The sequence below is a fragment of the Algisphaera agarilytica genome (assembly GCF_014207595.1).
Classification (GTDB): Bacteria; Planctomycetota; Phycisphaerae; order Phycisphaerales; family Phycisphaeraceae; genus Algisphaera; species Algisphaera agarilytica.
In genome coordinates this window covers 1410257-1435705 of record NZ_JACHGY010000001.1, presented here as the reverse complement: position 1 = coordinate 1435705, position 25449 = coordinate 1410257, and the positions used below count along the sequence as shown (strand labels likewise).

Below are 25449 nucleotides of genomic sequence, written 5' to 3'. Positions count from 1 at the left end.
TAAACGGGTTTTATCTTCGCTTGAGCTCGCGCACCTCGGGCAGCTTCAGCACCCAGGCGCCGCCCAGCACAATCCCCGCGCCCAGGCCCACGCATAGTGCCAGCACCCCGATGCTCTGCGCTTTGTTGAGCGAAACCGGGTCAATCAGCCACACCACCGCGCCCACCGCGACGCCCATGGCCAGGGTCAGGCCCAGCGTGGTGCCGATGCCGCGCATCACCTCGGCGGTGATCGGCCGAGCGACGTGTTTGCGGAGCAGCACCACGAGTACGACCGACTGCGCCGCGGCGCTGATCGCGGTGGACCACGCCAGGCCCGCGACGCCGAACGGCCAGATCAGCGTGAGGTTCATCACCAGATTGATCACCACCATGCCGAGGCTGACCTTGAGCGGGGTCATCGCGTCGTCCACCGCGTAGAAGGCTTTGGTCGTGACGTGGGTCAGCGAGTAGGCCCAGACCGCCGAGGCGTAGGCCATGAGCACCGCCGCGGAGCGCAGGGCGTCGTCGGCCGTGAACTCGCCGTATTCGAAAAACACGCGGGTCAGTGGGACGCGCACGAGGATGAGCCCGACGCTGGCGGGCAGCCCGATGAAGAGCGTGAGGCGGACGCCACGCCGGAAGATCGCCGCGTACTCGTCGTCGTGTTCAGCCGCTTGCGGTTCATCGTGGCCGCCGCGTCCCGCCGCGGCGCTGGCGAGCGCCGGGAAGATCGCCGTCGCGATGGCGATGCCGAACACGCCCAGCGGGAACTGGTAGAGGCGCTGGGCGAGCGTCAGCGTGGTGACCGCGCCGGTTTCCATGGGGTAGTCGTAGGTGTTGCCCGCGAACGTGAAAGACCCGCCCGGATCGTCCGGCGGGGCGGCGAGGCCGTAGGCGATCAGCCCGTCCATCAGCGTGTTGATCTGAAACACGCCCAGCCCGATGACCATGGGCAGCATGGTGACGAGCATGCCGCGGAAGTGGGTCGAGGTGCCGGCAAAAGCCTTGGTCAGCGGGGCGGTCTTCCACACCGCGATCACCATCCAGGCGATCTGGATTGCACCCGCCACCAACACCGACAGGGCCACGAGCGTGACTGCGGCGCGTTCGTGTGACTGCTGCGAAGCCGCAATCAGCGCGGCAACGATCATGGCCACGTTGAGCAGGACCGGCGCCGCGGCGGGCGGGCCGAACTTGCGGTGGACGTGCAGGATCGCGCCAAGGAACGCCACGCCGCATACCATCGGCATGTACGGCAGCATCAGCATCGTCAGCCGAATCGCCAGCGTGGTTTTCTCTTGATCGGCATTGGCCAGCCACACGCCCAACACGACCTCGCCGACCAACGTGATACCCGCCAATAGCATCGCTACGACCACGACGCACAGCGACGCGAACCGCCGAGCGAGTGCCGGGTCGTCTTTGAGCAGCTTGGTGTAGCGCGGGATGAACGCCGCGGTCAGCGCGCCTTCCCCGAATAGTCGGCGGAATAAGTTCGGCACGATAAACCCGATCAGGAAGGCGTCGAGCACCATCGACGCCCCGAACACCGCCGCCAGCACCGCGTCGCGCACCAGCCCCAGCATCCGCGACACCAGCGTCAACGCGCTGACCAACGCGGCATGCCCGACGAACCCGCCTCCTCCTCCAGAAGCGCCGCCCCCGGGTTCGGTGCTGTTCGAGTCTCGGGGCGAGTCGGCTCGTTCGGCTTCGCTTCCGTTGCGGGTGAACAGCACCGCCACGCCGACCGCGATCGGTGCCCCGATGATGAGGCCCGCCGCGTCGGCCACCAGATCGTCAAACGCCCCGGTCCGCCCGACGAGCGGCTGGGTGAACTCCTTGATGACCCCGTAGGCCATCCCGAAACCGACGGCGGCCAGCGCGTTGCCGACCCAGCCCCAGCGGCCGAACCACTTGGGCCAGGTCATCCACATCGCCAGCCCCGCGAAGGTCAGCACGTGCATCGTCTTGTCGAACGGCAGCCAACCCAGGTCCGGCAGGTCTTCCCGCTTCAGCCCCGGCCAGTGTGTCGCCAGGATGAGGGTCAGCCAATACAGCACGCAACCCACCCGAATGAGGGTGCGCCAGTGCGTCGGCCGATGGTCGGCGGCGATGGCTAGAGAGGGCGGGTTCGACACGGCGGCATTGTAGTGGCGGGGCGGGCCCTGCCTCACGCCGAGGCATCAGCGGTGTCGGCCGCGGGCTTCTCGCTGAGGCTCACGCCCTTGGTCAAGACAAACAATCCGCCGATCAGCGCATAGGCGAGGAAGTATGCGCGGAAGGCCATGATCATCGCGGTCACCTGATTGAACGTGATGCCGCCATCGGATTTGAGCAGCCCGAACATCGTGGGCTCCATCAGGCCCAGGCCCATAAACGTCAACGGCAACGCCCCCACGATGAACACGATCGGCAGCACCGCGAGCAGCGTGAGCAGCGGCGTGGGTACGCCGATCGCGTAGCCCGCCATCGCGGTGGCGATGCAGATCGAGATGTGCACCGGCACGCTGAGCCCGATCGATCCGAATACCGCGCTGGGGTGGTGGCGGTAGCCCACGACCGCTTCGTCGATCTTCTCGAAGACGCCGACGCGACGCAGCGTAGTGACGCCCAGCCACTTGCGTGTCACCGGCCAGAGGTACAAGCCGCCCGACAACACAACGAAGCCCAGCGCCGCCCAGGCAAAGATCGTGATCTGACGGCCGACCGGATCGTCCCACACCATCGGCCCCGCCAACGCCGCCAAGACGATCAGCCCCAAAAGTCCCGCCACGCGGTCCATCAACACGCTGATGATCGCCTTGGTTGTCGAGCCGGGCGTCTTGATCCCGCGGGCGGCGCCGTAGGCTTTGACCACGTCCCCGCCGTTGGTCCCGACCGGGACACAGAAGTTAAAAAACAGGCCGACCATGACCAGCTTGAACACGCTGCGCAGCGACACGTTCATCCCCCGACAACGCATGAGCAGCCACCATCTCACCGCCTGCAGGGGCAGGACCAGTGAGGTCAGCGCCAACCCGCCCAGCAGCCAGACCGGGTCGGCCCCCTTCACCAGCGTGAGCATGCCCGGTTGCTGGGTCTCTTCGCCGTCGGGGCCGAGGGTGGTGGCGTCGCCCCACTGCACGGTCCAGGCGATGTACCCGATCCCCGCCGCGATCAGCAGCACACGCACCGCGGTGAACAGGTGTTTGCGGAGTTTGTGCTTCAAGCGGAGGGTCTCGCGGCGGGGGAACCCGCAGAGTGTATCGGACGCGGTGTTGAGCTGGGGTGAGAGTGATGTGCGTTACAAAAAATCAGGTGTAGGAGTATGCCCACGTTCTATCGAAAGTCGCGGCAACGGAAGGGCATGTGCCTTACCCCCTCTCCCTCCGGGAGAGGGCTGGGGTGAGGGCATATAAGTCCCGATGCGCCTCATGTCCGCGCCAAACCCACGTTCCCCCTCCGACGGGCTTTGCCCGCCACCCCCCCCCCGGCGGGGGAGGGGTTGGGCAGGCGCACAAAAAAACCGGCCCGCCGTGGAGGATAACGGCGAGCCGGCTAATGGTTTGTCCCTTCCGGGATATCTCAGGCTGGATTACAGCGCGTCGTTGTCGGCCTCACCCGTGCGGATGCGGACGACCTTGGACAGTTCGTAGACGAACAGCTTGCCGTCGCCGACGTTGCCCGTGCGGGCGGCGCTGGTCACGGCCTCGAGGGCCTTGTCGAGGTCTTCGCTCTTCACGGCGACCTTCAGCGTGACCTTGGGCACGAAGCCCACGTCCATCCGACCGCCACGGTAGCGTTCGGTGTGACCTTTTTGCTTACCGAAGCCTTTGCATTCCAGGGCGGTCATACCCAGGACGCCGACTTGGGCGAGCTTTGACTTGATGCCGTCGATCGACGACGGCTTGACGATGGCCTCAATCATATGCATGACGAGTTCTCCTGTTTCTTTCGGTGCGGGCGGGCCTGTCTGGGCCGGCCGGGTGAGTTGGTTTCATTTCTACGCTAGGTTCATCACGGTCGTGTTCACGACCAGCAGGGTATCAAGTGCGTTCCGTAAGGCCCGGGGCGGGTGGCGTTTGGTATCCACCCGGCCCCGCGGGCCGTGATCGGAAAGCTCGGGATTAGATTTCCCGGGCGTGGTAGCTCTTGATGAAGGTCTGCTGGAAGTCGGGGTAAGCCGACATGTCGTGTTCGCCGAGGTCCAGGCCTTCGATTTCCTCTTCTTCGCTGACGCGGATGCCGAGGGTGAACTTCAGCACCAGGAAGCCGATGGCCGAGAGGATCACGGTGGCGATGCCCACGACGACGATACCGATGATCTGCGAGGTCAGCTGAGCGCCGCCCGCCGAGTCACCGAAGATACCGACCACGAGCGTACCCCAGATACCACAGGTGAGGTGGACCGAGACCGCACCGACGGGGTCGTCGATCTTGAGCTTGTCCAGCAGCAGCACCGAGAAGTAAACCAGGACACCGGCGATCGCACCGATGAGGACGGCTTCCCACATGGCCATTTGGTCGGCACCCGCGGTGATGCCCACGAGGCCGGCGAGGATGCCGTTCAGAGCCATCGACAGGTCAGGCTTGCCGCCGATGACCCACGAGGTGATGGCGGTGGCCAGGCCACCCGCCGCAGCGGCGAAGGTCGTGGTGCAGAGGACCAGCGAGACCAGACCGGCGTCGGCCGCGAGCACCGAACCGCCGTTAAAGCCGAACCAACCGAACCAGAGCAGGAACACACCGATGGTCACCAGCGGCATGTTGTGACCGGGGATCGGTTGAATCGTGCCGTCGGAGGCGTACTTGCCCAGACGGGGGCCAAGGACGATGGCGCCAACCAGGGCACCCCAGCCACCGACCGAGTGCACGACCGTCGAACCGGCGAAGTCGTAGAACGCGGTATCCATCTTGTTCAGGTAACCACCGCCCCAGTGCCACGAACCGACGAGGGGGTAAACGATGGCGGTGAAGAAGGTGATGAAGATGAGGAAGGGCAGCAGCTTAATACGGCCGGCCACCGAACCACAGACGATCGTCGCGCCGGTGGCACAGAACATCGCCTGGAAGAAGAAGTCGGCGTAAGCGGTCATGTCGAGGCCATAGCCGCTGGAGGTCATCAGCGAAGGATCGTTGAGGATCTCGCTGCCTTGAGCCAGGAAGCCGAAGCCGGCAAACGCGAACCAGCCCGCCGAGTCATCGCCGTAGCCGGGGTAGTGGAGGTTGAAACCCATGATCCCGTAGGTCACGAAGCCGATGCAGATGATCATCGAGTTCTTGAACAGGATGTTGACGGTGTTCTTCGCACGGGTCAGGCCGGATTCAACCATCGCAAAGCCCAGGTGCATGATGAACACCAGGCAACCTGCGATGCAGATCCAGAGGTTGTCGATGGTGAACTTCGGGGTATCGACAATCGCGATGCTGTAGTCGCCGTCGTCCGGAGCGGCGTACTCAACCGAGTAGTCCCCGGCTTCTGCGGCCGCGGCTTCAGCTTCCGCCAGGGCGGCGGCTTCTTCCGCGGTCGGGGGGGCCACTTCTGCAGCCGCCTCTTCCACGGCTTCAACAACGGCCTCAACCGCTTCTTCGGCTTCTTGCGCCCAAGACGCATCCGCCATCCACAATCCACCCGCCAAGACGGCAAGCAGCAGTATCCATCGACCTCTCAACATTGACATTGTTTCGCTCCTGTCTGGTGTTGTCCTGAAAGCGGACGTGATCCATCGGCTCGCCCTGCAGACAGCGCAAAGCGACCGATACCATTAGTTGAACGGCATGTTAACGAAGGTCTGCCCGAAATGCAATCGATAAAAATATTTTGTGCCCAAACGCTAGGCGTTTTGTTTTGGGGTCGCTGAAATATAGCTCGAATTGCGTGCAGAAAGGCGATTTTTCAGGGAAAATGAACGGCGATCGCGAGGGGCTGCGGGTGAACAGGGGTCGCTGGCAGGGGGCTTTCTCTCAGACTAAGTGGTGTTTTTGCGGCCTTGACGGTTAGCTGCCGGGCGATCAGGCCTGATCTGCTCGTCGGGGCGGGGCGGGGCGGGGTGGGCTGGGCTGGGGCAGGGTGGCCGGGGCAGAGTCCGCGATGCCCCGGAATGAAACTCCGGGCTGGGATTGGAGGCGCATGCTTCCGGGGCTTCTCCAAGCCTCAGCCCCGGCCACCCGGTGACGGGTAATCAGGGTGTAGGCAGAAGGGGGTGGGGGGTAGGTCAGGCATGCTTGCCTGACACCGTCTTTTGAGTACACCGCGTCAGTCAGGCATGCCTGACCTACCAAATGTCGGGCAGAGACAAAAAAAGCGGGCACCCGCAAAGGTGCCCGCTTATCGCCCCCCAAGAACGCCTTGGGGGTGGCCTGCTTCAGTTGGAACCCGCTGGTTTGCCGTGCTGGATGTGGGTCTCAGCTTGGCTCACCGTTTTTTGCGGGTGATGCTGGGTATAGAACAATCCCCATGCCACCTCGCCGAAATGCCCTAGAAAAAATCGAGAGACGGGGTCGGGTCTCTTGGGGATCAGAACATTTCCCTTGATTTTTAGGGCGAATCGGGATGGCGAAGGCCGATATGAAATTGAATATTCTTTCACAGCGTCTTCGACGGATTTCGACACGATGCTCAAGGATTAGGCGGTTTGGCCGGTGGTGCATGGATTCGCTGCATGATTTTGGGCGGAACCGCCAAGCCCACCGGCCGGATTATGGGTGGGTGGGAGTATGATGCGTTGTGCTTGGAGACGGGGAGGCAGGCATCGAGTCAGGCGACAGTAGTGCCGGTTCATATTTTCACGCGATCGGCCGAGCTCGGCCCGGAGTGCGACAGATGACGATCAGAGCGGAACGTGTTTCGGTGTCCTCCCGAACCTCTATCTATATGACACGGCTTCTTGGACTCTGTGTCGGGTTGCTGGGCCTCACCGCAGCGCAGGCTCAGGACGAGCAGCCCGCGGGCCCGCAGGCGCTGGTCCAGATGGAGTTGCTGCTCGGATCGGACCGCGTGATGAGCGAGAGCGTCAGCGGCACGGTCTGGGATGTGAATCCAACCGCGGGGCGTCGGCTGGTGCAGCTGCCGATGCGGATCCTGCCCGGCGAGGCCGGGGCGGGGGAAATGGTCTTGGAAGAACCCGCGTTGAGTTTCCAGGGCGGGCGTTTCCTGTTCTGGGAGATCCCCGACGATCAGAGTACCGGCTCTCGCGGCAGGACGTCCGAGCCGGTCGGCCCGACGGATGAAGAACTGCTCGATCTTGAATACCTGCTGACGCGGGGCAGCGATGTTGACGACCGCCGGGGCCTGGATGCCGGGGGCGATGAAGGCAGCGGGCAGTCCGAAGTGCCCGAGATCGCGCCGCGGTTGGCGCGGGAGTTGTTCATTTCGCAGGCCGGCGGTGTGACCCGGGTGGCGTGGGAGGTGGCGCGGGGCTTCCCCGGCGGGGTCGTGAAGAACGGCGGAGAAGACCAGCCCTACAGCCTGCTGCTGGACCGTGCCCAACTCGAAGAACTGGAACCCGAACGGCCCGAGCGCTTGACCCGCAACGCGGACGAGAGCTCCCGGGAGTTTACGTACCGCAAGCGTTTGGCGGACGCGGAGTACCGCGAGCTTGCCGGGACCTACCGCGATCTGCAGAAGATGGTGCGGGCGCTGCCGGATCGGTTTGAGCAGGACCTGCCCGAGACGGTGTGGGCGGTGTTTGAGGTTAATGCGTTGGCGTCGGGTTGGACGCTGCGTGGCCACGAGTCCGGGCCGTGGACGATGGACTTCGATGATTGGGAACTGCTGACCACGCTCGCCAGCGGGCGGGGCGGCGGTCGCAACGCCTCGGGCGAAGGCGATTACTCCACCGAAGAACTCACCCAGATCCGGCAGCTCGCCGCGATGGCGGGCGACCCGCACCCGTGGACTCAGCGTCTATTGGCCACCGCGGTCGCTCAATCCGAGTTCCCCGGCAAGGCGGCGCCCGACGACGTGGTGTCGAAGCTGCTGGAGAAGATGCTGCAGAGCCCCGACACCCTGGCCCGCAACCGCACGGTGTACGCCCTGGCTCAGGTCGAACCGGCTACCCCTGCGGTGTCGCAGGTCCTGGCCGCGTCTGCCCGGGAGACGCGTGACCCGGCGATCCAGCTCGCCGCGTTGAGGGCCGAGCTTTCGTTGCAACTCGCCGACGCGGCCCCGTCGCGCAACGGCGAAGCGACGGGCGACGGCGTGTCGGGGGCGATCAATTCAGTCAACGCGATGCTGTCGGATGAAGACGGCGCCGATGCGGGCCTGGTGGTCGAGCAGTTCCTGGTGACCATTCCTGATGACGAGCAAACCGTCACCGCGGTGATCAGCGGGGTCCGCTTTGACAACCTGCCTAAGCCGCGTTTCGACGCGGCCGTCGCGGCGGTCCTGCGCTCGGCCGGTGAACAGCCGGAGGTGGTGGGGGGCTGGGTGAACCTCCAGCTGCTGGGTTCCAACGACCCGTCGGTGGTGAGCCGTACGCTGGACTTGCTGGCCCGGGCCGACGAACCCGCCCCGATCCTCACGCCGTTGGCGCGCGGTCTGAGCGGCATGGTCTTCCGCGAGTCCGAGTCGGCCGAGGATGCGCCGCTGGACCTGATGATCACCTCGGGTATCCCGCTGGACTCGGCGAACCACTCGTTGTTCCGGCTGCTGAACTCCGGCGACCCGTTGCTCCGCAAGAAGGGCTGGCTGGTGCTGCGCCACTTCGAATTGACCGACCGGCCCACCTCGGGGTCACGCCGATCGAACCCGGCGACCGAGGCCGATGACTCGGACCCGCTGGCCATGATCGTGGACGCGGGGTTGAGTGATCCCCGGAGCACGCCTTCGTCGTTGGTCTCGTTCCTGGCCCGGCAGTCCGATGCGGCGCGGGCGGATGGTTCGCTGCTGCGGGTGGTGGTCGAAGGCGATCAGCCGGCCTCGCGTCACGCGGCGCGGGTGCTGCGGGGTTCGGAGCGTTCGTTCGACACGGCGCTCCGCGAGATGGAGCCCGATGCCCGCGAGACGTTTGCGAATCGTGTGTACGAGGCGCTGGGCGACGGGCCCGAGCCGGTCACCGGCCTGATGCGGGACGAAGCCGGCGGCGGCCGGGGCGGGGTGATCGGTTGGTTTGCGCAGGAGCTGGCGGCGGGTGAATTGCCCGACCCCTCGGCCTGGGGCGAGGCCGCGGGCGGCGAACGCAATCTGATGCAGGCCGCGGTGGCCACCGACGAGCAACTCGCCGCCGGGGCGTTCGCCGCGCTGACCGCCATGGCGGGCGGCGACCGTGAACTGCAATATAAGATGTTCGAGCGGTTCAAGGATGACCGCAAAACCAAGACGTCCGACAGCATGGTTGAGGCCTGGGTGGATGCACGCAAAGACATCTACACCCAGCGCCTCCGGAGTGCGGCGGGCGATTACCGCCTGGTGATGATCGTGACGGGTCTGGCTCCGGCCGAAGGCGGGGTGGGCCGAGCCTCGGACCCCATTCTCGGTAGCGACCCGTCGGTGGCCCAAGCCCGGGCGGAGGGCGCTGCGGTGGTCGAAACCTCCGAGCGGACCACGCTGGGGGTGACGCGTTTGATTGCCGATGGCCGAGCGATCCGTTTCTCCAGCGGGACGCCGGAGCTGGGCGTGCCCGAAGACCAGTTGGCGATCCGCATCACGACGCCCAGTCAGTTGAAGGCGTTTGAGGTGCAGCAGATCAAAGACCTGCCGCTCGAGGAGTCCGATGAGCCGCTGGACCTGTTCCCGCAGGACCAGGGTGTCTGGCGGGGCACGATGATCTTGCGGGACGGCCGGGACTTCGAGTTGGTCATGGAGCCCTGGGGCGGTGCCGATAAGTCGGGCACGGACGACAAGAAAAAATCGCCGACCTCGGGGGGCAGCGATTTGAAGAATAATCCGTTTAATTGAGCTAAGCGCAACCGGTGATCATTGATCGACCGCTAAACCGACACGTGCGTTCGGATCACGCCGACTTCAGCAGTTCGTTGAGGTCGGCGTCTTCGTCGTGCGGCCAGGTCTCGAAGCCGTCGGCCATGTCGCGGGCACGCTCGATGATCTTCTGCGAAACCTCGGGCATGGGGTAGTGCTCGCGGAGGAACATACGTAGCTGAGCCGACTCGGCGACACGGAAGTAGGCCACGCGGTTGATGCGGTTGGTGGCAAAGGTCACGGCCCGGGCGAGGCGGGTGCTGGACGCGGCCATGAGCAACTCGCCGCTGGGCTCAAAACCGATGGGCAGGATCTCGAACTGCCAGGCCTGCCGACGGCTGATGAGCTTGAGGGCCTCGGCGTCGAACTTCTGCTCGGACAGGTCGATGGTTCCGGTAAAGCGGTGGTACTGCTCGATCCACGCGGCTTCGATCGATTGCAGCGTGACGTCGAACATCTGCTCGGCGAGCACGCCGAAGGGGAGTTGTTGGGTTTTTTGGGCCTGAACGACCTCGAAGACCTGCTGTTCGGTGAGCACGCCGTTTTCGACGAGGATTTGGCCGATGCGGATGGGGGATTGTGACACGCGATTCTCCTGCGGTAAGTCGTTCGGGCCGGGGTTCCCCAGGAACTGATGGGGCCGGGCTACCGTGGAGATCGTCGGGACTTTGGCGGCAGATAACACCGGGAGAGCGTTATCCGGGGACTACGGGTTTACCGTAACCGCACAAACCCACCATCCGGAACGGCGGGGGCGGTTTACGGACGCGAATCTTTTTTTTGGGATTGACACTAAAGCGAAACGTGTCGTGCGATCCGGGCTCATGTTGAGCGGGAGACGCGGCGTGTTCCGTGTGGTTTTAAATAGCGCGGGGTGATCGGACGACGGCTTAGCGGGGCACTTCGTGCCGCCCGCTAAACGGAGGACCCCGACGCTCAGTTCGCGCTCAACACATCCACGCGGGTGGGGCGGATGAGGTTGAGGCGGGTGGTGGGGTCGTAGACCGATTCGCCGACGATGCCGACGATCCGGCCGATCATCTGGACGGTGTCCACCGCTTCGCTGGGCTCGAGGTAAGCCACTGTGCGTTTGCCGGTCGGGTCGAGCAGGCGGAGCAGCACGGGCTGGTTGGCACCGGTGTGGACGGTGGAGGCGGTGAGGATGCCGACCGCGTCGTATTCCGAAGCCACGGCCGGGACCGCGGGCGGGGTGGGTGCCTTGGGCTCAGTGCTGGCCGATTCGTCACCGGCATCCGTCTGGCTGTCGCCAGCGTCGGTTGTTTCGCTTTCGGAAGGGGTCTCGGCATCGGCCAGGGGGTCGGTCGCCGGGGCTTCGCTGGCGGCGGGCTGGCCTTCGTTGATCTCTTCAGTCACCGCGTCGGCTTCGGCCAGGGCGGAGGCGAGCTCGCGGTTGCGTTCGAGTTGGGTGAGGCGGGCCCGCACGATGGCCATGTCGCTGTCGCTGAGCTGCGCAATCTGGGAGGCGTCGGCGTAGCCCTTGACCATCTTGGCGATGGGCTGTTCATCCACGGGCAGGCTCAGGTAGGGCAGCATCGCGACTTCCACCGCCCGCAGCATCTCGTTGGTCGCATCGGTCTGGACTTCCACATCGGGGATGGGCACATCGACCGTCGGGTCGTTGAGCAGGTCCACGGGCTTGGCCTCGGCGGTGCTGTCGTCGACGGGGTCGACCGCTTCGTCAAACGAGATGACCTCGGGTTCGGGCAACGGGGCTTCGACCACTTCGGCCGGGGCGGGCTCGGGCGCGGGGGCCGGGGTCACGGGTTCGGGATCGATGGGCTTGGGGGCGGGCGGGTTGACCACCACCGGCTCGGGTGCGGGCTTCGGCTCCACCGGAGGGTTCACGACCACCGGTGCCGGCGGCTCGGGCGCTTGCTCGGTTTCCGCAGGGGCGGGCGCGGGTTCGGTGGGCGTCACGGGTTCGGGGTCGACCGGCTCGGCCGGCGCGGGGGCCGGGGCGCGGTTGGCGGCGGGCTCGATCGAGCCGGGGGGCAGGAAGACGTAAGCGTTCTTCGGCGGCTTGATCTTATAGGCGTTGTTCACCTCGTCGACGATCTCGACGGTGTCGCCCGCGTCCAGGTCCATGAGCTTGCGGTAGCTGTCGGCGGGGCCCTTGGTGGCGTGGGCCGCGTTGATGGCGGTGCCGTCGGTCTCGATCACGCCCAGGCTGCCGTCGCCGCGGACGTTGACGTTCTTGCGTTCGACAAAGCAGTACACGCCCTCGGGGCACTCGATCTTGTACCAGCCGAACAGCTCGGCCTCGACCACCACTTCGGCCCCCACTTCCAGCGAGCCGACCTCGTAGTACGCCCGGCCGGCGCCCGAACGCACCATCGTGTTGGCCTCAATCACCACCGCGTCGAACGGCGGGGTCGGGGACTGGGCTTGGCTCACGCCCGGGGTGCACGCCAGCACGAGCGACCAGCAAATCACAAACAGGGCGGGGGCAAGGGCGGCGGGGCGGTGGGGCATGGTGGAAGTCTCCGTACTTTTCATTCTTCACATAGACGCTTCGGGCCTGGCGGGGGTTCCCGCCGACGCCCGGAAAAGGCCTCAGACGGCCGGCAAGACCGATGACCCGTCGCGGGCCGCCCGATCGTCATGATCTGCGTTACCTGATCTACACGACACTATAACTTGCCACGGACCCTCGCTCCACGAACCGAACGCAGATCGCATCGTAGAATTGAGACGCATGCGAAAACGCTTGAAATCTCGGGTGGGGCAGGGGCTGTTGTTGGGCGTCTTTTTCACGGGCCTCGCCGGCGGCTGGCCCGGAGAAGCCTTCCGAACGGTCCCCCAGGCCGCACTCGCTCAGACCCAGGACCCGCAGGCCCAATCGCCAACCCCACCGACCTCCGCCGCGCCGCCCAGCCGGCGGATCATCCGTGAAGTCATCGGCTATGACACCGCCGCCGACCGCCTGGGACGCAATATGCCCACCGGCCACGGCATCCCCTTCGCCCACGTCGAGGGTGTGCCGGGCAAATACCGCCCCGACCTCACCGGCCCGGTCTACGACGCCGTCGCTTTTTCCCTCCGCTCCGGCGAATCCAACCCCAGCGCCCACGCCTCCCAGACCGCCCGCATCATCTACGGCAGCAAAGGGCTCGCCCCCGGCGTCGAGGTCGTCCACTGCATGACCAGCAACGACTTCATCGGCAAGCTCGTGCTCAACGCCGGCACGGTCGCGCCGCCCGTGCCCCCCGCAGACTCGCCGTTCAACCCCCGGGTGTATTCCCACTCCTGGATCGGCGAGCCGCCCCAGCTCCAGGCGGCCATGGTCCTCCGCCGCGTGGACTTCCTCGTCGACACCCACGACGTGATCATGTGCGTCGGCGTGAACAACGGCCGAGATACGCCCGTCCCCGCGCTGCTCGGCAGCGCCTACAACGCCATCGCCGTTGGCAGCACCAGCGGCCAGAGCTCCGGCGGGGTCACCTCACTCGACCTGCCCGGCCGGTCCAAGCCCGACCTGGTTGCGCCCCACGGCCAAACCAGCTACACCACGCCCGTCGTCTCCGGCGTCGCAGCGCTGCTGCTCGAACAGGCCGACCGCCTGGTCGCCGCGGGCCACCCCACCGCCAACCGTGCCGAGGTCATCAAGGCCGCGCTGCTCAGCGGCGCCACCAAGCCCGAGGGCTGGGAGCCCCTGCCCGGGCAACCGCTTGACAACCACCTCGGCGCGGGGGTGGTCCACCTCGACCGTTCGCTGCGCATCCTCGCCGCCGGTCCGGCCAACCCCGGCGAGCAGATCAAACGCCTCGCCGGCTGGTCGTTCCCCACGGTGAAGCAAGACGCCACCGCGAGCTACCGCCTCAAGCTGCCCATCGACACCGGGCCCGCGTCGTTCACCATCACCTGGCACCGCCGGATCGACGGCCGCGTCGCCATCGCCACCCGCAAAGACACCCAGGAAAAACTCGCCGTCTGGCTCGACGGCGCACGAATCGCCGACCTCGATCTGCGTTTGATTTCGATCGATGGTGACCAGGAGTCCGTGCTCGCCGAAAGCACCAGCCGGGTCGACAACGTCGAACATATTCATGTCCCCTCGCTGGCCAAGGGTGAATACCGCCTCGAGATCGTCCGCGACCCCGCCCACAACGAACTCGAAGAAGACTGGGACGTCGCCCTCGCGTGGGTGATCGATAAACCCGTCAAATAGACGCCTACGCCTTAAGCCGCTTGCGGCTTAGCGCTCCCGCCCCCATCCCCACCCCCGTGCTTCGCATGCGTCGCCCCATCGGCAAACGCAAACGCGAACAGCGCTGTCGCGATCAGTGTCAGCACCATCGCGTAGAGAAACACCGCCGTGAGCGACACGTCCGCGATCCAGCCCGCGATCAGGTTGCCCGCGATCCGGCCCGTCCCGAACACCACCATCGCGTACAGCCCCTGGATCGAGTTGCGAAACGCTTTGTCCGCCCGGCGGTTCAGATAGATCGGCGGGGCGACGTGCACCACCAACACCATGATCCCGTGGAACACCTGCGTGCCCACCGCCACGCCCACGTTCGGGAAGAAGCCCAGCAGGAGGTACCGCACAATCATGCACAGCCCGCCGACGACCATGAGCTTGCGTATCCCCCAGTGGCGCATGAACCAGCCGAACCCGAGCATGAAGCCGATCTCGATCACGACGCCGAGGTTCGCGATCAGTCCGACCCACTGGGCCTCGATGCCCACCGTCTGGGTGAGGTACACCGGATAGAACCCGTAGTACGCGGTGATCGCCAGGTGGATGAGAAACATCGCCACGCAGAACACCAGCACATGCGGCTCGCACAACGCCCGCAGCGCCGCGGCCGTGGGCAGCCCCTGCCGCTTACGGCTGGGCGTGTCCTGGTCTTCCGATTCGGCGCGTTCGATCTTCGGCAGCAGCACCGCGTTCAACACGCCCACCCCGCAGCACACCGCGCCGCACCACACCGAGGCGGTGGTGTCCACCGATTCGTGGCGGAGGATGAAGTACAGCAGCAGCGACGGGACGATGAAGCCGAACGTGCCGAACACGCGCACGATGTGGTAGTCCTGCACCGGTTGGCCCCGGGCTTCGAGCTCGGCCCCGCGCTGGAAATACAGCCCGTCCTGCAATGACGTGACGGGGGCAAAGGCCAGCGCGAATAGCCCGTGCACGATCAGGATCGTCCAGTACCCGTCGACCTGGGTGAGCCAGGCCAGCGTCAGCCCCGACCCGGCGAACATGAGCCCCAGCAGCGTCCGCCCCTGCATGCGGGTGTCGGCCAACGCCGCGGTGATCACCGGCGTCACCACCACCGCTACCCCGGTCAGGCTCAGCACCCACCCGATCTGGCTCATCGTTAGCCCCCGCTGTTCCAGGAACACCGAGAGGTACGGCAGGACGCTGCCCATCACCGTAAACGACAGAAAAAACTGGCTCTTGATCGCACGCACGTGGCCGGATCATAGCCCCATTTCAAGGCGTGCAAGGCAGCGCTCCGCTTAACCACGGAGAGCGCGGAGGCACGGAGGCACGGAGCAAGGCAGGGAATTCATACAGGTTTTCGGTTTTCTCCGTGTCTCCGTGCCTCTTATCCTCCGTGGTAAGCGAAGCGCTGTCTTGGACCGCCAATCTTCAATCCCCCGATTTTCATACAATCCCCGTCCCATGAGCGCCGATCCCTCCAATACGTTCTACGTCACCACCCCGATCTACTACGTCAACGACAAGCCCCACCTCGGGCACGTCTACACGACGATGGTCGCCGACGTCGTCGCCCGCTACCACCGCCTGCGTGGGGATGACACCTTCTTCCTCACCGGCGTCGACGAACACGCCGCCAAGGTCTCCGACAAGGCCGCCGAGCACGGCAAGACCCCCCAGGAGTGGGCCGACCTCAACGCCGAGCAGTTCCGCTCGACGTTCGAGAAGCTCGAAATGACGAACGACGACTTCGTCCGCACGTCGTCCGACCACCACAAAGCCAAGGTCACCGAGTACGTCAAAGCCCTGATCGACTCGGACGACATCTACGAGGGCGAGTACGTCGGCTGGTACGACGCGGGCCAGGAAGAATACGTCCCCGAAAACAAAGCCAAGGACAACGACTACAAGTCCGAGGTCAACGGCAAGCCGCTGGTGAAGAAGAGCGAGAAGAACTACTTCTTCCGCCTGTCGAAGTATGTCCCCGCACTGCTCCAGCATTTCGAGGCGAACCCCGAGTTCGTCCAGCCCACCGCGCGGAAGAACGAGATCGTCAACCGGATCAAGGAAGCCAAGGACGTACCGATCAGCCGCACCGGCAGCGGCGGCTGGGGCATCCCCGTGCCCGGCGACGAAGAGCAGACGATTTACGTCTGGATCGATGCGCTGTTCAACTACCTGACCTACGTCGACACGCCCGACCGAAGGCATTACTGGCAGAGCGGCGCGACCCACTTCATCGCCAAGGACATCCTCTGGTTCCACGCCAGCATCTGGCCGGCCCTGCTGATGGCCCTGCAGAAATGCGAAGGCTACGACTGGGTCAACCTGCCCAAGCAGGTCTACAGCCACAGCTACTGGGTCAGCAAAGCCAGGCTCGACACCGGCGAAGAAGCCGTGATGAAGATGGGTAAATCCACCGGCAATTTTTTAGATCCCGAAACCTTAAATGCCTTGGTCGACGAGTTTGGCCTCGACGCTCTGCGCTACTTCCTCAGCACCCAGGGCCCGCTCGGAACGACGGACTCGGAGTTCAGTGAAGATAAGTACATTGAGGTGTACAACGCCGATCTGGCAAACACCTTCGGCAACTCCGCTTCGCGGGTGTCGAACATGATTGGGAAATATTTTGATGGTGTCTTACAAGACGCGGTTGCCATCAACGGTTCTGATCACAACTACCACGAGAATATTCCCAAGTCCGACAGGACGTGGTGGGATTTACACCGGATAGCTTTTAAGAAAACAGATTTGTCGGAGGCTAGTCGTTGTGCGCTAATGCCTGTGACGAATGTTGACGCTTACATTGAAGATACGCGTCCATTCACGCTCGCCAAAGACCCCGAGAAGATGCCAGAGGTCGGGACGATTCTTTACAACTGTGCCGAGGCGTTGCGGATTGCGTCGGTGTTGTTGTGGCCGTTCATCCCCGATGCGTGCGAGAAGTTTTGGTCGCGCATCGGCTGCGACTACGCCGAGCAGATGGCGGCGAATGGCGGCCAAGGCAAGCTCGACGATTGGGTGAAGTGGGGCCAGTTGCAGCCCGGCACGCCGATCGAAAAGGGCGATGCGCTCTTCCCGCGGTATCAGCCGCCGAAGAAGTAAAGGCATTGGCTCGGATGAATCGGATCAGTCGGATGGGGATTGCCTTGATCCGATCCCATCCGATTCATCCGAGCAAAAGACAACTTACTCCACCGGGACCACGCCCGTGCCGGGGTCGATCGCGGTGAAGAGGTCGTTGTCGAGGTCCCATCGCAGGGCACGGGCGGTGGTTCGGCCGTTGGGTTGGTCGTCGCGGTTCAGGACCACTTCACGACGCGGCTCGGCCCAGAGCAGCACGGTGCGCTTCGACTCTTCGTATTCGAGGTGGTCGGCGACGACGTTGGACGGGCCTTGGGCGACGCGGACCCGGCCGTCGGCGTTGACCTTGCGGATCTGGGCCTGCGGGGCGGAGTTGTCCTGGCTGAGGTAGGCGCCCAGGCCGCCGGTCTCGGTGAGGTCGGCGACGAGGCGTTGGGCGTCGAGCTTGATCGCTTCGCTGCCGTCGTCCGGGCGGTGGAGCATGAAGACGTCTTGCTCGAGACGCAGGTCGTTGGCCTGGGCGTCGAGGGTGAGCTGGTCTTCCCAGGCGAAGAGGGTGACGCCGCGGCCGGCGAAGTTTATGGGGGAGGCGCTGGGGGTATCCGGGGCTTTGTCGATGCGCTCCGCAGCCCTCGGCTTTTCTGCGGTGCGGTAGTCTTCGAGGAGCATTCGGCCGCGGGTGGGGACGATGACCTGTTCGATGGTGATGTTGTCGTCGATCGTGGTCTGGTTGGTGAGGTTGGGCGGCTGATTGATGAAGATGAGTTCGCGGCCGATGAGGGTGACGCGGGTGAGCGGCTTGTCGGCTTGGGGCTGATCTTCGGCGAAGGTCTGGGCGGTGAAGTTGACCTGCTGGTCGTCGTTGTCCGGGTCGGCGATGGCGTGGGCGCGGCGGAGATCGAGGGCGGCGGGGGTGGTTTGATCCGGGGCTTTGTCGCTGCGATCCTCGGCCCTCGGCTTGGGGGAGTCTGCATTGCTCGGGTTGGGGTCGTTTTCGTTGGTGAAGTCTTGGGGGACGAACTCGAGGGCGAGGGTGTGGGCGTCGAGGGAGGTGTCGTCGGTCGCCGAGGTGGAGGCGGAGCGGACGTTGCCGACGAACTTGGCTTTGCCCTGGGTGTTGTCGAAGTTCATGGACTGGGTCCAGGCGATGTTGAGCTTGGCGGTGGGGTCGTCTTCGTCGACGTCGGCGGAGAACGTGCCGGGGCCCAGGGCGTCGGCGGTCTGGGCGTTTTCTTCGAGGATGAGGTGGACGCCGGCGAGGGTCGCGCCGTCGCGGGTGAGGGTGGCGAAGGTCTGGTCGTTTTCGCCGAAGAGTTCGAGTCGGCCGCGGTTGGGGTCGGCGTCGAGGGCGTGGGCGGTGAGGGTGGTTTGCTCTTCGATCAGCTGGACGGTGATGTTGCCCAGGGCGCGGAGGCGGGTGATTTGGATTTGGTCGGTGTCTGTATCCGGGGCTTTGTCGCTTTGCTCCGCAGCCCTCGGCTTGGGGGCGAGGTCGACGTCGAGGGAGTTGGCTTGGAAGGTGGTGTTGGGTTGTTTGGCGAGGACGGGTTGTTGGGCGTTGCCCAGGGCCTGGAGGTGTGAGGGTTGGACCTTGCCCTCGGCGTCGGGGGTGAGGGTGAGCGCGAGGGATTGGCTGGTCAGGTCGAGTTGCTGGTCGGGGTCGTCGGACTCGGCAACGGCGTTGACGTTGCCGTGGAAGGTCGCGGACTTGAGGTCGGACAACGCGTCATCGGCGTCGCGGTGGAAGTCGAGTTCGAGGCGGTCGGTGAAGCTGACGCGCAGGCCTTGTTCGTCGGCGTTGAGTTGGCCGGGGCCGAGGATTTGGCCTGCGCCTTCGGTATCGCTGAGGGTGAGGGCGGTGGCTTGGAGGTTGCCGAGCTCGGGGGAACTGATGGTCAGCGCGTGGGAGTCGGAGCTATGGGCGAAGACGGTTTTGCCGTCGGTGCGGTAGCCGACGAAGGCGGCGGTGATGTGCTGGTCTTCGGCGGGGTTGTTGAGGACGGCGGGTGTGCCGTGGAGGGTGAGGACGGCTTGGTCGGGGGCGGGGGGGGAATCGGGATCCGGGGCTTTGTCGCTTTGCTCCGCAGCCCTCGGCTTGGGGGGTTGGTTGGTGGGGTTGGGGTGGATGGGTTTGAGTTCGAGTTGGCCGGTCCACTTGACGACGATGTCGTCGGGGGAGGGGGTGAGGAGGGCGCGGGGTTGGGGGGTGGGGGTGGTGGAGATGTAGTAGGTGGTTTGGGGGTGATCCGGGGCTTTGTCGCTGCGCTCCGCAGCCCTCGGCTTGGGGGTTGGGGGAGTGGGGTGGGCGTTGGCGGCGCTGGGTTGGTTGTTGGGGTTGTCGTCTGCGTCGGGGGCGAGGGTGAAGAGGACTTCCAGGCGATCGCCGGTGAGGGTGGTGTTGTCGGGGCCGACGTTGATGTCGAGGTTGTCGTGGAGGACGACGCGGTAGGGTTGGGCGGTTGTGGTGGGGGTTTGGTTTGGGGAACTAGGGGTGGTATCCGGGGCTTTGTCGCTTTGCTCCGCAGCCCTGGGCTTGGGGGTGGGGGAGCCGGGTTGGGTGAAGGTGGAGTTTTGGGCGAGGCGGAGCTCGTCGCCCTGGGCGATGACCAGGCGTTCGACGCGTTGGTCCAGGAGGTTGAAGGTGAGGTCGAGGCCTTGGCCGGTGAAGTCGATGGTGGGGCCGACAAGTCGGACGGGGCCATCGGATTGGATCTGGCCGTTCTCGCGGTCGAAGCGGGTGAGCTCGTCGAGGTAGAGGCGGAACTGGACGTGTTGGTCGGTGGTCAGGTCGAGGCGTTCGCCGTCGGGGGCTTGGAACTGGGTGACGACGGTGTGCTGGTGGAACTCGCCGCGGGTGGGCTCGTTGCCGGGGTGGTAGAACCGGCCGGCATCGGCGGTGATGCGGATGACGCGGTTGTTGGACGAATGGATCTCGGCGGTGGGGCGGACGACGTCGGAGACGAAGTTGGGCTGGGGCACGACCTGTTCGCCGGTGAACACGGTGACCGAGTCGCCGTCTTCGCGGTAGATCTCGAACTCGCGGATGACTTCGACGGGGTCCTGGATCCCCACGGGCGGGTTGTTGAGGTCCTCGGCGGAGATGCCGGGGTTAACCAGGGTGGGGGGCGTGGGCTTGGGGCCGGCGGGCTTGGACTGGCTGGGCCCGCCCACGAGGATGGCCAGGGTCACCACCGCGATCGCCGCGATCAGGCCGCCGCCCACCATGAGAAAACGCTTATCCATTTATATAGTGTCGGCGCGGTCAGACGGGGATTCAAGTTTGCCCCGCGTTTCGGAGCTCCATCGTTGTCCCAGACGTGAGAAACACGTCAAGATCGGCTCGCACGTGGCGGTCGGTCGCGGCTGTTGGGGCCCGCCGTTATGATCTTTTGGCCTGTGGCTGGGCCCCGACCCGGCCTTTCCCGACACGCTTTCCCCCCACCGCTCAGGAACCCCCATGATCGGCAAGATCTTCAAAGCCTACGACGTCCGCGCCCTCTACCCCGATCCCCTCAACGAAGACGCCGGCTGGAAGGTCGGCTACGCCACCGGGCAGTACCTCAAAGAGCAGAACGGCCAGGGCAAGCTCGTCGTCAGCCGCGACCACCGGCCCGCCGCCCCGAGCATGGCTGAAGCCCTGATCAAGGGCATCCGCGCCGCGGGCATGGACGTGGTCGACCTGGGCCGATGCGACACCTCGATCCAGTACTTCGCCATCCCCCACCTCGGCGGCGTCGGCGGCGTGCAGTGCACCGCATCCCACAACCCCATCGAGTACATCGGCTTCAAGATTTCCCGCGAAGGCGCCAAGCCCGTCGGGGCCGAAACCGGCCTCAAGGAGATCGAAGCCATCGCCCGCAGCCTCGAAGGCGACTGCCCCGAGCCCGTGGGCAGCTACGAAGAAGCCGACGTCTGGGACGCCTACCGCGCCCACATCCTAGGCTTCATGGGCGAGCTCAAGCGCCCGCTCAAGCTCTTCGTCGACGCGTCCAACGGCTGCGGCATCGAGCTGCTCGACAAGGTCTTCTCCAACGTCCCCAACCTCGAAGTGATCACCGCCAACACCGAGTGGACCGACAACTGGGCCCACGAGCCCAACCCGCTGGTCGCCGAGAACATGGTGCCCACGCAGGATGGCGTGCAGAAGCACAGCGCCGATTTGGGCGCGTGCTTCGACGGCGACGCCGACCGCTGCATGCTCGTGGACGACGCCAGCGAGCTCTGCGGCTGCGACCACCTCACCGCCTGGCTGGCCGACCACTTCCTGCAAGAACAGCCCGGCAGCAGCATCGTCTACGACCTGCGCTCGTCCAAGGTCGTGCCCGAAACCATCACGGCCCTCGGCGGCACGCCCACCGTCGCCAAGGTCGGCCACGTCAACCTCAAAGCCAAGCTCCGCGAGACCGACGGCATCTTCGCCGGCGAACTTTCGGGCCACTTCTACTTCAAAAACAACAGCTTCGCCGACTCGGGCGCGATCACCCTCGCCGCCGCACTCAACGTGCTCAGCCAGCAGGACGAACCGCTGTCCGAACTCATGGCCCCGTTCCGCAAGTACCCCCAGTCCGGCGAGATCAACTTCGAAAACGAAGACAAGCAGGGCACCATGGACGCCCTCAAGGCCGAGTACGGCCCGGATGGCGAAGTCATGGAGCTCGACGGCGTGTCGATCGATTGCTGGGAATCCAAGGGCTACTGGTTCAACGTCCGCGCCAGCAACACCGAGCCGCTGCTTCGCCTCAACGCCGAGGCGAAGGACGACAAGACCCTCGCCGAGCTCCTCGCCGCCCTCAAGCCCAAGCTCGGCCACGAGTCGGCGGGCCACTAACGCGCACTCATCACTGTTCACTCGTCACTCATCACTGGTTTCGCCATGACCCCCAAACAAGTCCTCCAACTCGTCAAGACCAAGAAAATCGAGTTCATCGACTGCCGGTTCATGGACTTCCCCGGGCTGTGGCAACACACGACCTACCCCGTGTCCGAGCTGAAGGAAGAGTCCTTCACCCACGGCTTCGGGTTCGACGGCTCGTCCATCCGCGGCTGGCAGGCGATCAACGAGAGCGACATGCTCATCGTCCCCGTCGCCGACACTGCCAAGGTCGACCCGTTTTATGAACGTCCGACGCTCAGCCTGATCTGTGACATCAAGGACCCCATCACCCAGAAGTCCTACAGCCGCGACCCGCGCAGCATCGCCCGCAAGGCCACGAAGTACCTCAAGGAAACCAAGCTGGCCGACAAGGCCTACTTCGGCCCGGAGATGGAGTACTTCGTCTTCGATCAGGTCCGCTACGACCAGGGCGTGAACCACGCGGTGTACGAGGTCGATTCGGCCGAGGGCGTGTGGAACCGTGGGCGGAACTGGCCGGGCAACCTCGGCAACCAGGTCCGCCAGCGCGAGGGCTACTTCCCCTGCCCGCCGATGGACACCGGCCACAACCTCCGCAGCGAGATGTCCGCCATCATGCAGGAGCTGGGCCTCTCCGTGGAGTGCCACCACCACGAAGTTGCGACCGGCGGGCAGGCCGAGATCGACCTCGAGTACCAGGACCTCGTGCCCATGGCCGACGCCTGCATGCTCTACAAGTACATCGTGAAGAACGTCGCGGCCCGCTACGGCAAGGTCGCTACGTTCATGCCCAAGCCGCTCTTCCAGGACAACGGCAGCGGCATGCACACGCACTTCTCGCTCTGGAAGGGCACCAAGAACCTCTTCGCCGGGCGACGCTACGGCGGGTTCTCGCAGATGGGCCTCTACGCCATCGGCGGCATCCTCCGCCACGCCCCGGCCCTGCTGGCCTTCACCAACCCGACCACCAACAGCTACAAACGTCTGGTCCCCGGCTACGAAGCCCCGGTCAACCTGACCTACTCCTCCCGCAACCGCAGCGCCGCGATCCGCATCCCGCAGTACTCCCAGAAGCCCGAGACCCGCCGCCTCGAGTTTCGCACCCCCGACTGCTCGAGCAACCCCTACCTCGCCTTCAGCGCCATGCTCATGGCCGCGATCGACGGCATCCAAAACAAGATCGACCCCGGCGACCCGCTGGACAAAGACCTCTACGACCTCGAACCCGCCGAACGCGAAGCCATCCCCCACGCCCCGTCCGAGCTGTCCGAAGCCCTCGACGCCCTCGAAGCCGACCACGACTTCCTGCTCCAGGGCAAGGTGTTTACCGACGATGTGATCCACTACTGGATCAAGTACAAGCGCGAAGAAGAAGTGCAGGCCCTGCGTCAACGCCCGCACCCGTACGAGTTCTGCATGTACTTCGATATCTGATTGAAACCGTTTAGCGGGCGACGCGAAGCGTCCCCGGTGCCGGTGTTGTCAACGAACGCGGGACGCTTCGCGTCACCCGCTAAACACGGGATTCACTCCGCGCTATACGCCGTCGTCGCGTCCTCGTGCACCAAAAACCCATCGTCCGCATCCGGTTCGTCGGCAAAGACGTCGTCGAGCGGGTTGATGTCGCCTTCGCCGTATTGGGTGTCGTTCAGGATGTGGGTCTCTTCGCGTGAAGTGCTGTTGTCGTTTCTCACGATACCGCCCAACCACGCGCCGCTGTCGGGGTCGGTCCACACACTGGAGATGTCATTCGGCCCGCTGCCGATGGCGCGGTCGCTCAACACAACCGCGGCGGGGTTGAGCGTTTCCTGCCACTCGGCCTTGGTGTTCTCGCTACCGGGTAGGGCGAGCATGGAATAGGAATAATTCTCGTTGGTGAGTGCGGCATAAGACTGGGTACCGGTCGGCGTTTGGTCAAAAACAATTGGCTTCTTCACTTTGTCGTTCGGGTTGATGATGTAGTCCGGCGTAATGAAGTTAGCCGCAATCAGTGGCGCAAGTCGAGCGGCGGGCTGGGTGCCGTCGCCTGAAAATCCTGTACGTTCGCCATCGGGAATGACTTGCCCGGTTTCCCGGTTCAGCCCGGGGTAGTAAGGTCCAACTGGGTGTTTGCTGCTTTGCGTCCAGACGACAAATGATCGGTGAATGCCGCGGAGCTGGGTCTGATTACTGGATTTCTGAGCGTTCCGCCGCCCCGCGTGGAGCAGTGGTAGTAGCAAGGCGATCAGCACCGAGATCGTGCCGAGCAGGATCAGGGCTTCAACGATCGTGAACGCGGAGACGGGGGGGCGACGCATGGGAGAACTCCGGAATCGAAGGGACGCCCCGCCCGTTGGGGCGAGCCGTCTGTGGGCTAGTTTTTACTATACGCCGTCACCGCATCTTCAAACACTAAAAACGCGTCGCTGGCGTTGGGTTCGTCTTCAAAGATGTGGTCGAAATCGTTCGCGTCGTTGTTGCCGTACTTGGTGTCTTCAAACTCGGTCTGCGTCTCAAACGACGTACTGTTGTCGTTGCGGACCACGCCGCCGCGCCAGTCGCCGCTGCCGGGCTCGGTAAAGACGCTTGAGATGTTCTTGCGATCGGTGCCCAGGGCGCGGTCGCTCAGGACGATGGCGGCGGTGTTTAAGGTTTCTTTCCATTCGATGGCCCGCAGGTCGTCGCCCGGTTCGTATCGGCCTTCCTGATGCCGCAGCGCCTCGGCGAGGCCGAGCATGGCGTAGGAAAAATGGTCGGCGGTCAGCCCTTGGTATTCGACTTGGCCGGGTTGGATCTCGGCCTCCATCGCGCGGGTGTCGGCGGGGTTGATGATGTAGTCGGGCGTGACGAAGTTGCCTTCGAGCATCATCCGCAACCGAGACGCGGGTTCTGTGCCGTCGCCGGAGTAGCCGGTTGCCTCACCGTCGGGGAGGATGTTGCCCGAACTATCCATGCCGGGGAAGTAGCCGTCGTTGCCGCCTTTCTTGTTGGACTGCGCGAAGATGACGAAGCCCTGGTGGATGCCGCGGAGCTGGGTGTTGTTATTCATTAGGCGGCTGCCCCCACCTCTGGGTTGTCCCAACTGTAAAACGACGAGAAACAACGCGATGCCAATCAGGCTGATGGCGATCACGGCAATCAGATCCACCGCGGTGAATCCTCGATGCTTTGAATGCATAGACATGAACCGTCTCCTGTGTAGAGAAGTGCTTGGTTTGGGCCCGGGCCGTGTGAAGCGGGGACGTGACAGCACGCCCCGCTTCTGGGCGTCGGGCCGGATCAGGTTGGACGTGTTCGCGGGAGCGGTGGCGAGAGGGGCCGAGCGACGGGGATATCGAACAGTGAATGAAAAATAACAGGGGGTGGTCGGTTCGGCGGGTCGCCGTGAGACACGGAACGTGTCGTGTGACACTTTCAGGGGCGAACACGTGGGCGGGCCGAGGCGTAACGAACCTCACGGGCCCGG

15 protein-coding genes are annotated in these 25449 nt (G+C 64.7%); 5 read left to right on the top strand and 10 right to left on the bottom strand.

What is annotated here, in order from left to right; all coding sequences use genetic code 11:
- Positions 1–10: 10 nt before the first annotated feature.
- The 4 genes from murJ to HNQ40_RS06045 all read right to left on the bottom strand — a co-directional run bounded on the left by murJ (position 11) and on the right by HNQ40_RS06045 (position 5581).
- On the bottom strand, positions 11–2119 hold the full coding sequence (murJ, locus tag HNQ40_RS06060) for a murein biosynthesis integral membrane protein MurJ (protein WP_184676985.1): 2109 nt from the start codon (positions 2117–2119) through the stop codon (positions 11–13).
- A gap of 32 nt (positions 2120–2151) precedes the next feature.
- On the bottom strand, positions 2152–3189 hold the full coding sequence (locus tag HNQ40_RS06055; protein ID WP_184676984.1) for a lysylphosphatidylglycerol synthase transmembrane domain-containing protein: 1038 nt from the start codon (positions 3187–3189) through the stop codon (positions 2152–2154).
- A 366-nt stretch (positions 3190–3555) separates the two neighbouring features.
- The gene (locus tag HNQ40_RS06050; RefSeq protein WP_184676983.1) at positions 3556–3894 is read right to left on the bottom strand and encodes a P-II family nitrogen regulator; all 339 of its coding nucleotides are present in this window, start codon (positions 3892–3894) and stop codon (positions 3556–3558) included.
- Between the two features lie 193 nt (positions 3895–4087).
- Entirely contained in the window at positions 4088–5581 is a 1494-nt protein-coding gene (locus HNQ40_RS06045; RefSeq protein ID WP_184679187.1) for an ammonium transporter, read from the bottom strand.
- 1253 nt (positions 5582–6834) lie between these two features.
- On the opposite strand from HNQ40_RS06045, the gene HNQ40_RS06040 reads away from it, so the two are divergent.
- Positions 6835–9858, top strand: a complete 3024-nt coding sequence (locus tag HNQ40_RS06040) for a HEAT repeat domain-containing protein (protein ID WP_184676982.1) — start codon at positions 6835–6837, stop codon at positions 9856–9858.
- Between the two features lie 55 nt (positions 9859–9913).
- On the opposite strand, the gene HNQ40_RS06035 is transcribed toward HNQ40_RS06040, so the two are convergent.
- Positions 9914–10465, bottom strand: coding sequence for a GspE/PulE/PilB domain-containing protein (locus tag HNQ40_RS06035; protein WP_184676981.1), 552 nt, complete (start codon positions 10463–10465; stop codon positions 9914–9916).
- Positions 10466–10815: 350 nt separating this feature from the next.
- Entirely contained in the window at positions 10816–12372 is a 1557-nt protein-coding gene (locus HNQ40_RS06030; RefSeq protein WP_184676980.1) for an SH3 domain-containing protein, read from the bottom strand.
- Positions 12373–12595: 223 nt separating this feature from the next.
- Between HNQ40_RS06030 and HNQ40_RS06025 the strand changes: the two genes are divergently transcribed.
- Positions 12596–14068 (top strand): S8 family serine peptidase, encoded by a 1473-nt coding sequence (locus HNQ40_RS06025; protein WP_184676979.1) that lies wholly within the window; start codon positions 12596–12598, stop codon positions 14066–14068.
- 11 nt (positions 14069–14079) lie between these two features.
- On the opposite strand, the gene HNQ40_RS06020 is transcribed toward HNQ40_RS06025, so the two are convergent.
- Positions 14080–15318, bottom strand: a complete 1239-nt coding sequence (locus HNQ40_RS06020) for an MFS transporter (RefSeq protein WP_184676978.1) — start codon at positions 15316–15318, stop codon at positions 14080–14082.
- 214 nt (positions 15319–15532) lie between these two features.
- On the opposite strand from HNQ40_RS06020, the gene metG reads away from it, so the two are divergent.
- Entirely contained in the window at positions 15533–17173 is a 1641-nt protein-coding gene (gene metG / locus HNQ40_RS06015; protein ID WP_184676977.1) for a methionine--tRNA ligase, read from the top strand.
- 84 nt (positions 17174–17257) lie between these two features.
- Here metG and HNQ40_RS06010 read toward each other — a convergent pair whose 3' ends face one another.
- Positions 17258–20395 (bottom strand): hypothetical protein, encoded by a 3138-nt coding sequence (locus HNQ40_RS06010; protein WP_184676976.1) that lies wholly within the window; start codon positions 20393–20395, stop codon positions 17258–17260.
- Between the two features lie 214 nt (positions 20396–20609).
- On the opposite strand from HNQ40_RS06010, the gene HNQ40_RS06005 reads away from it, so the two are divergent.
- On the top strand, positions 20610–21980 hold the full coding sequence (locus HNQ40_RS06005; RefSeq protein WP_184676975.1) for a phosphomannomutase/phosphoglucomutase: 1371 nt from the start codon (positions 20610–20612) through the stop codon (positions 21978–21980).
- Between the two features lie 45 nt (positions 21981–22025).
- Positions 22026–23438 carry a type I glutamate--ammonia ligase gene (glnA, locus tag HNQ40_RS06000; RefSeq protein ID WP_184676974.1) on the top strand — a complete coding sequence of 471 codons (1413 nt, stop codon included), beginning with the start codon at positions 22026–22028 and terminating at the stop codon, positions 23436–23438.
- A gap of 92 nt (positions 23439–23530) precedes the next feature.
- On the opposite strand, the gene HNQ40_RS05995 is transcribed toward glnA, so the two are convergent.
- On the bottom strand, positions 23531–24301 hold the full coding sequence (locus tag HNQ40_RS05995) for a hypothetical protein (RefSeq protein ID WP_184676973.1): 771 nt from the start codon (positions 24299–24301) through the stop codon (positions 23531–23533).
- A gap of 56 nt (positions 24302–24357) precedes the next feature.
- Positions 24358–25032 (bottom strand): hypothetical protein, encoded by a 675-nt coding sequence (locus HNQ40_RS05990; RefSeq protein ID WP_221435399.1) that lies wholly within the window; start codon positions 25030–25032, stop codon positions 24358–24360.
- Positions 25033–25449: the final 417 nt, after the last annotated feature.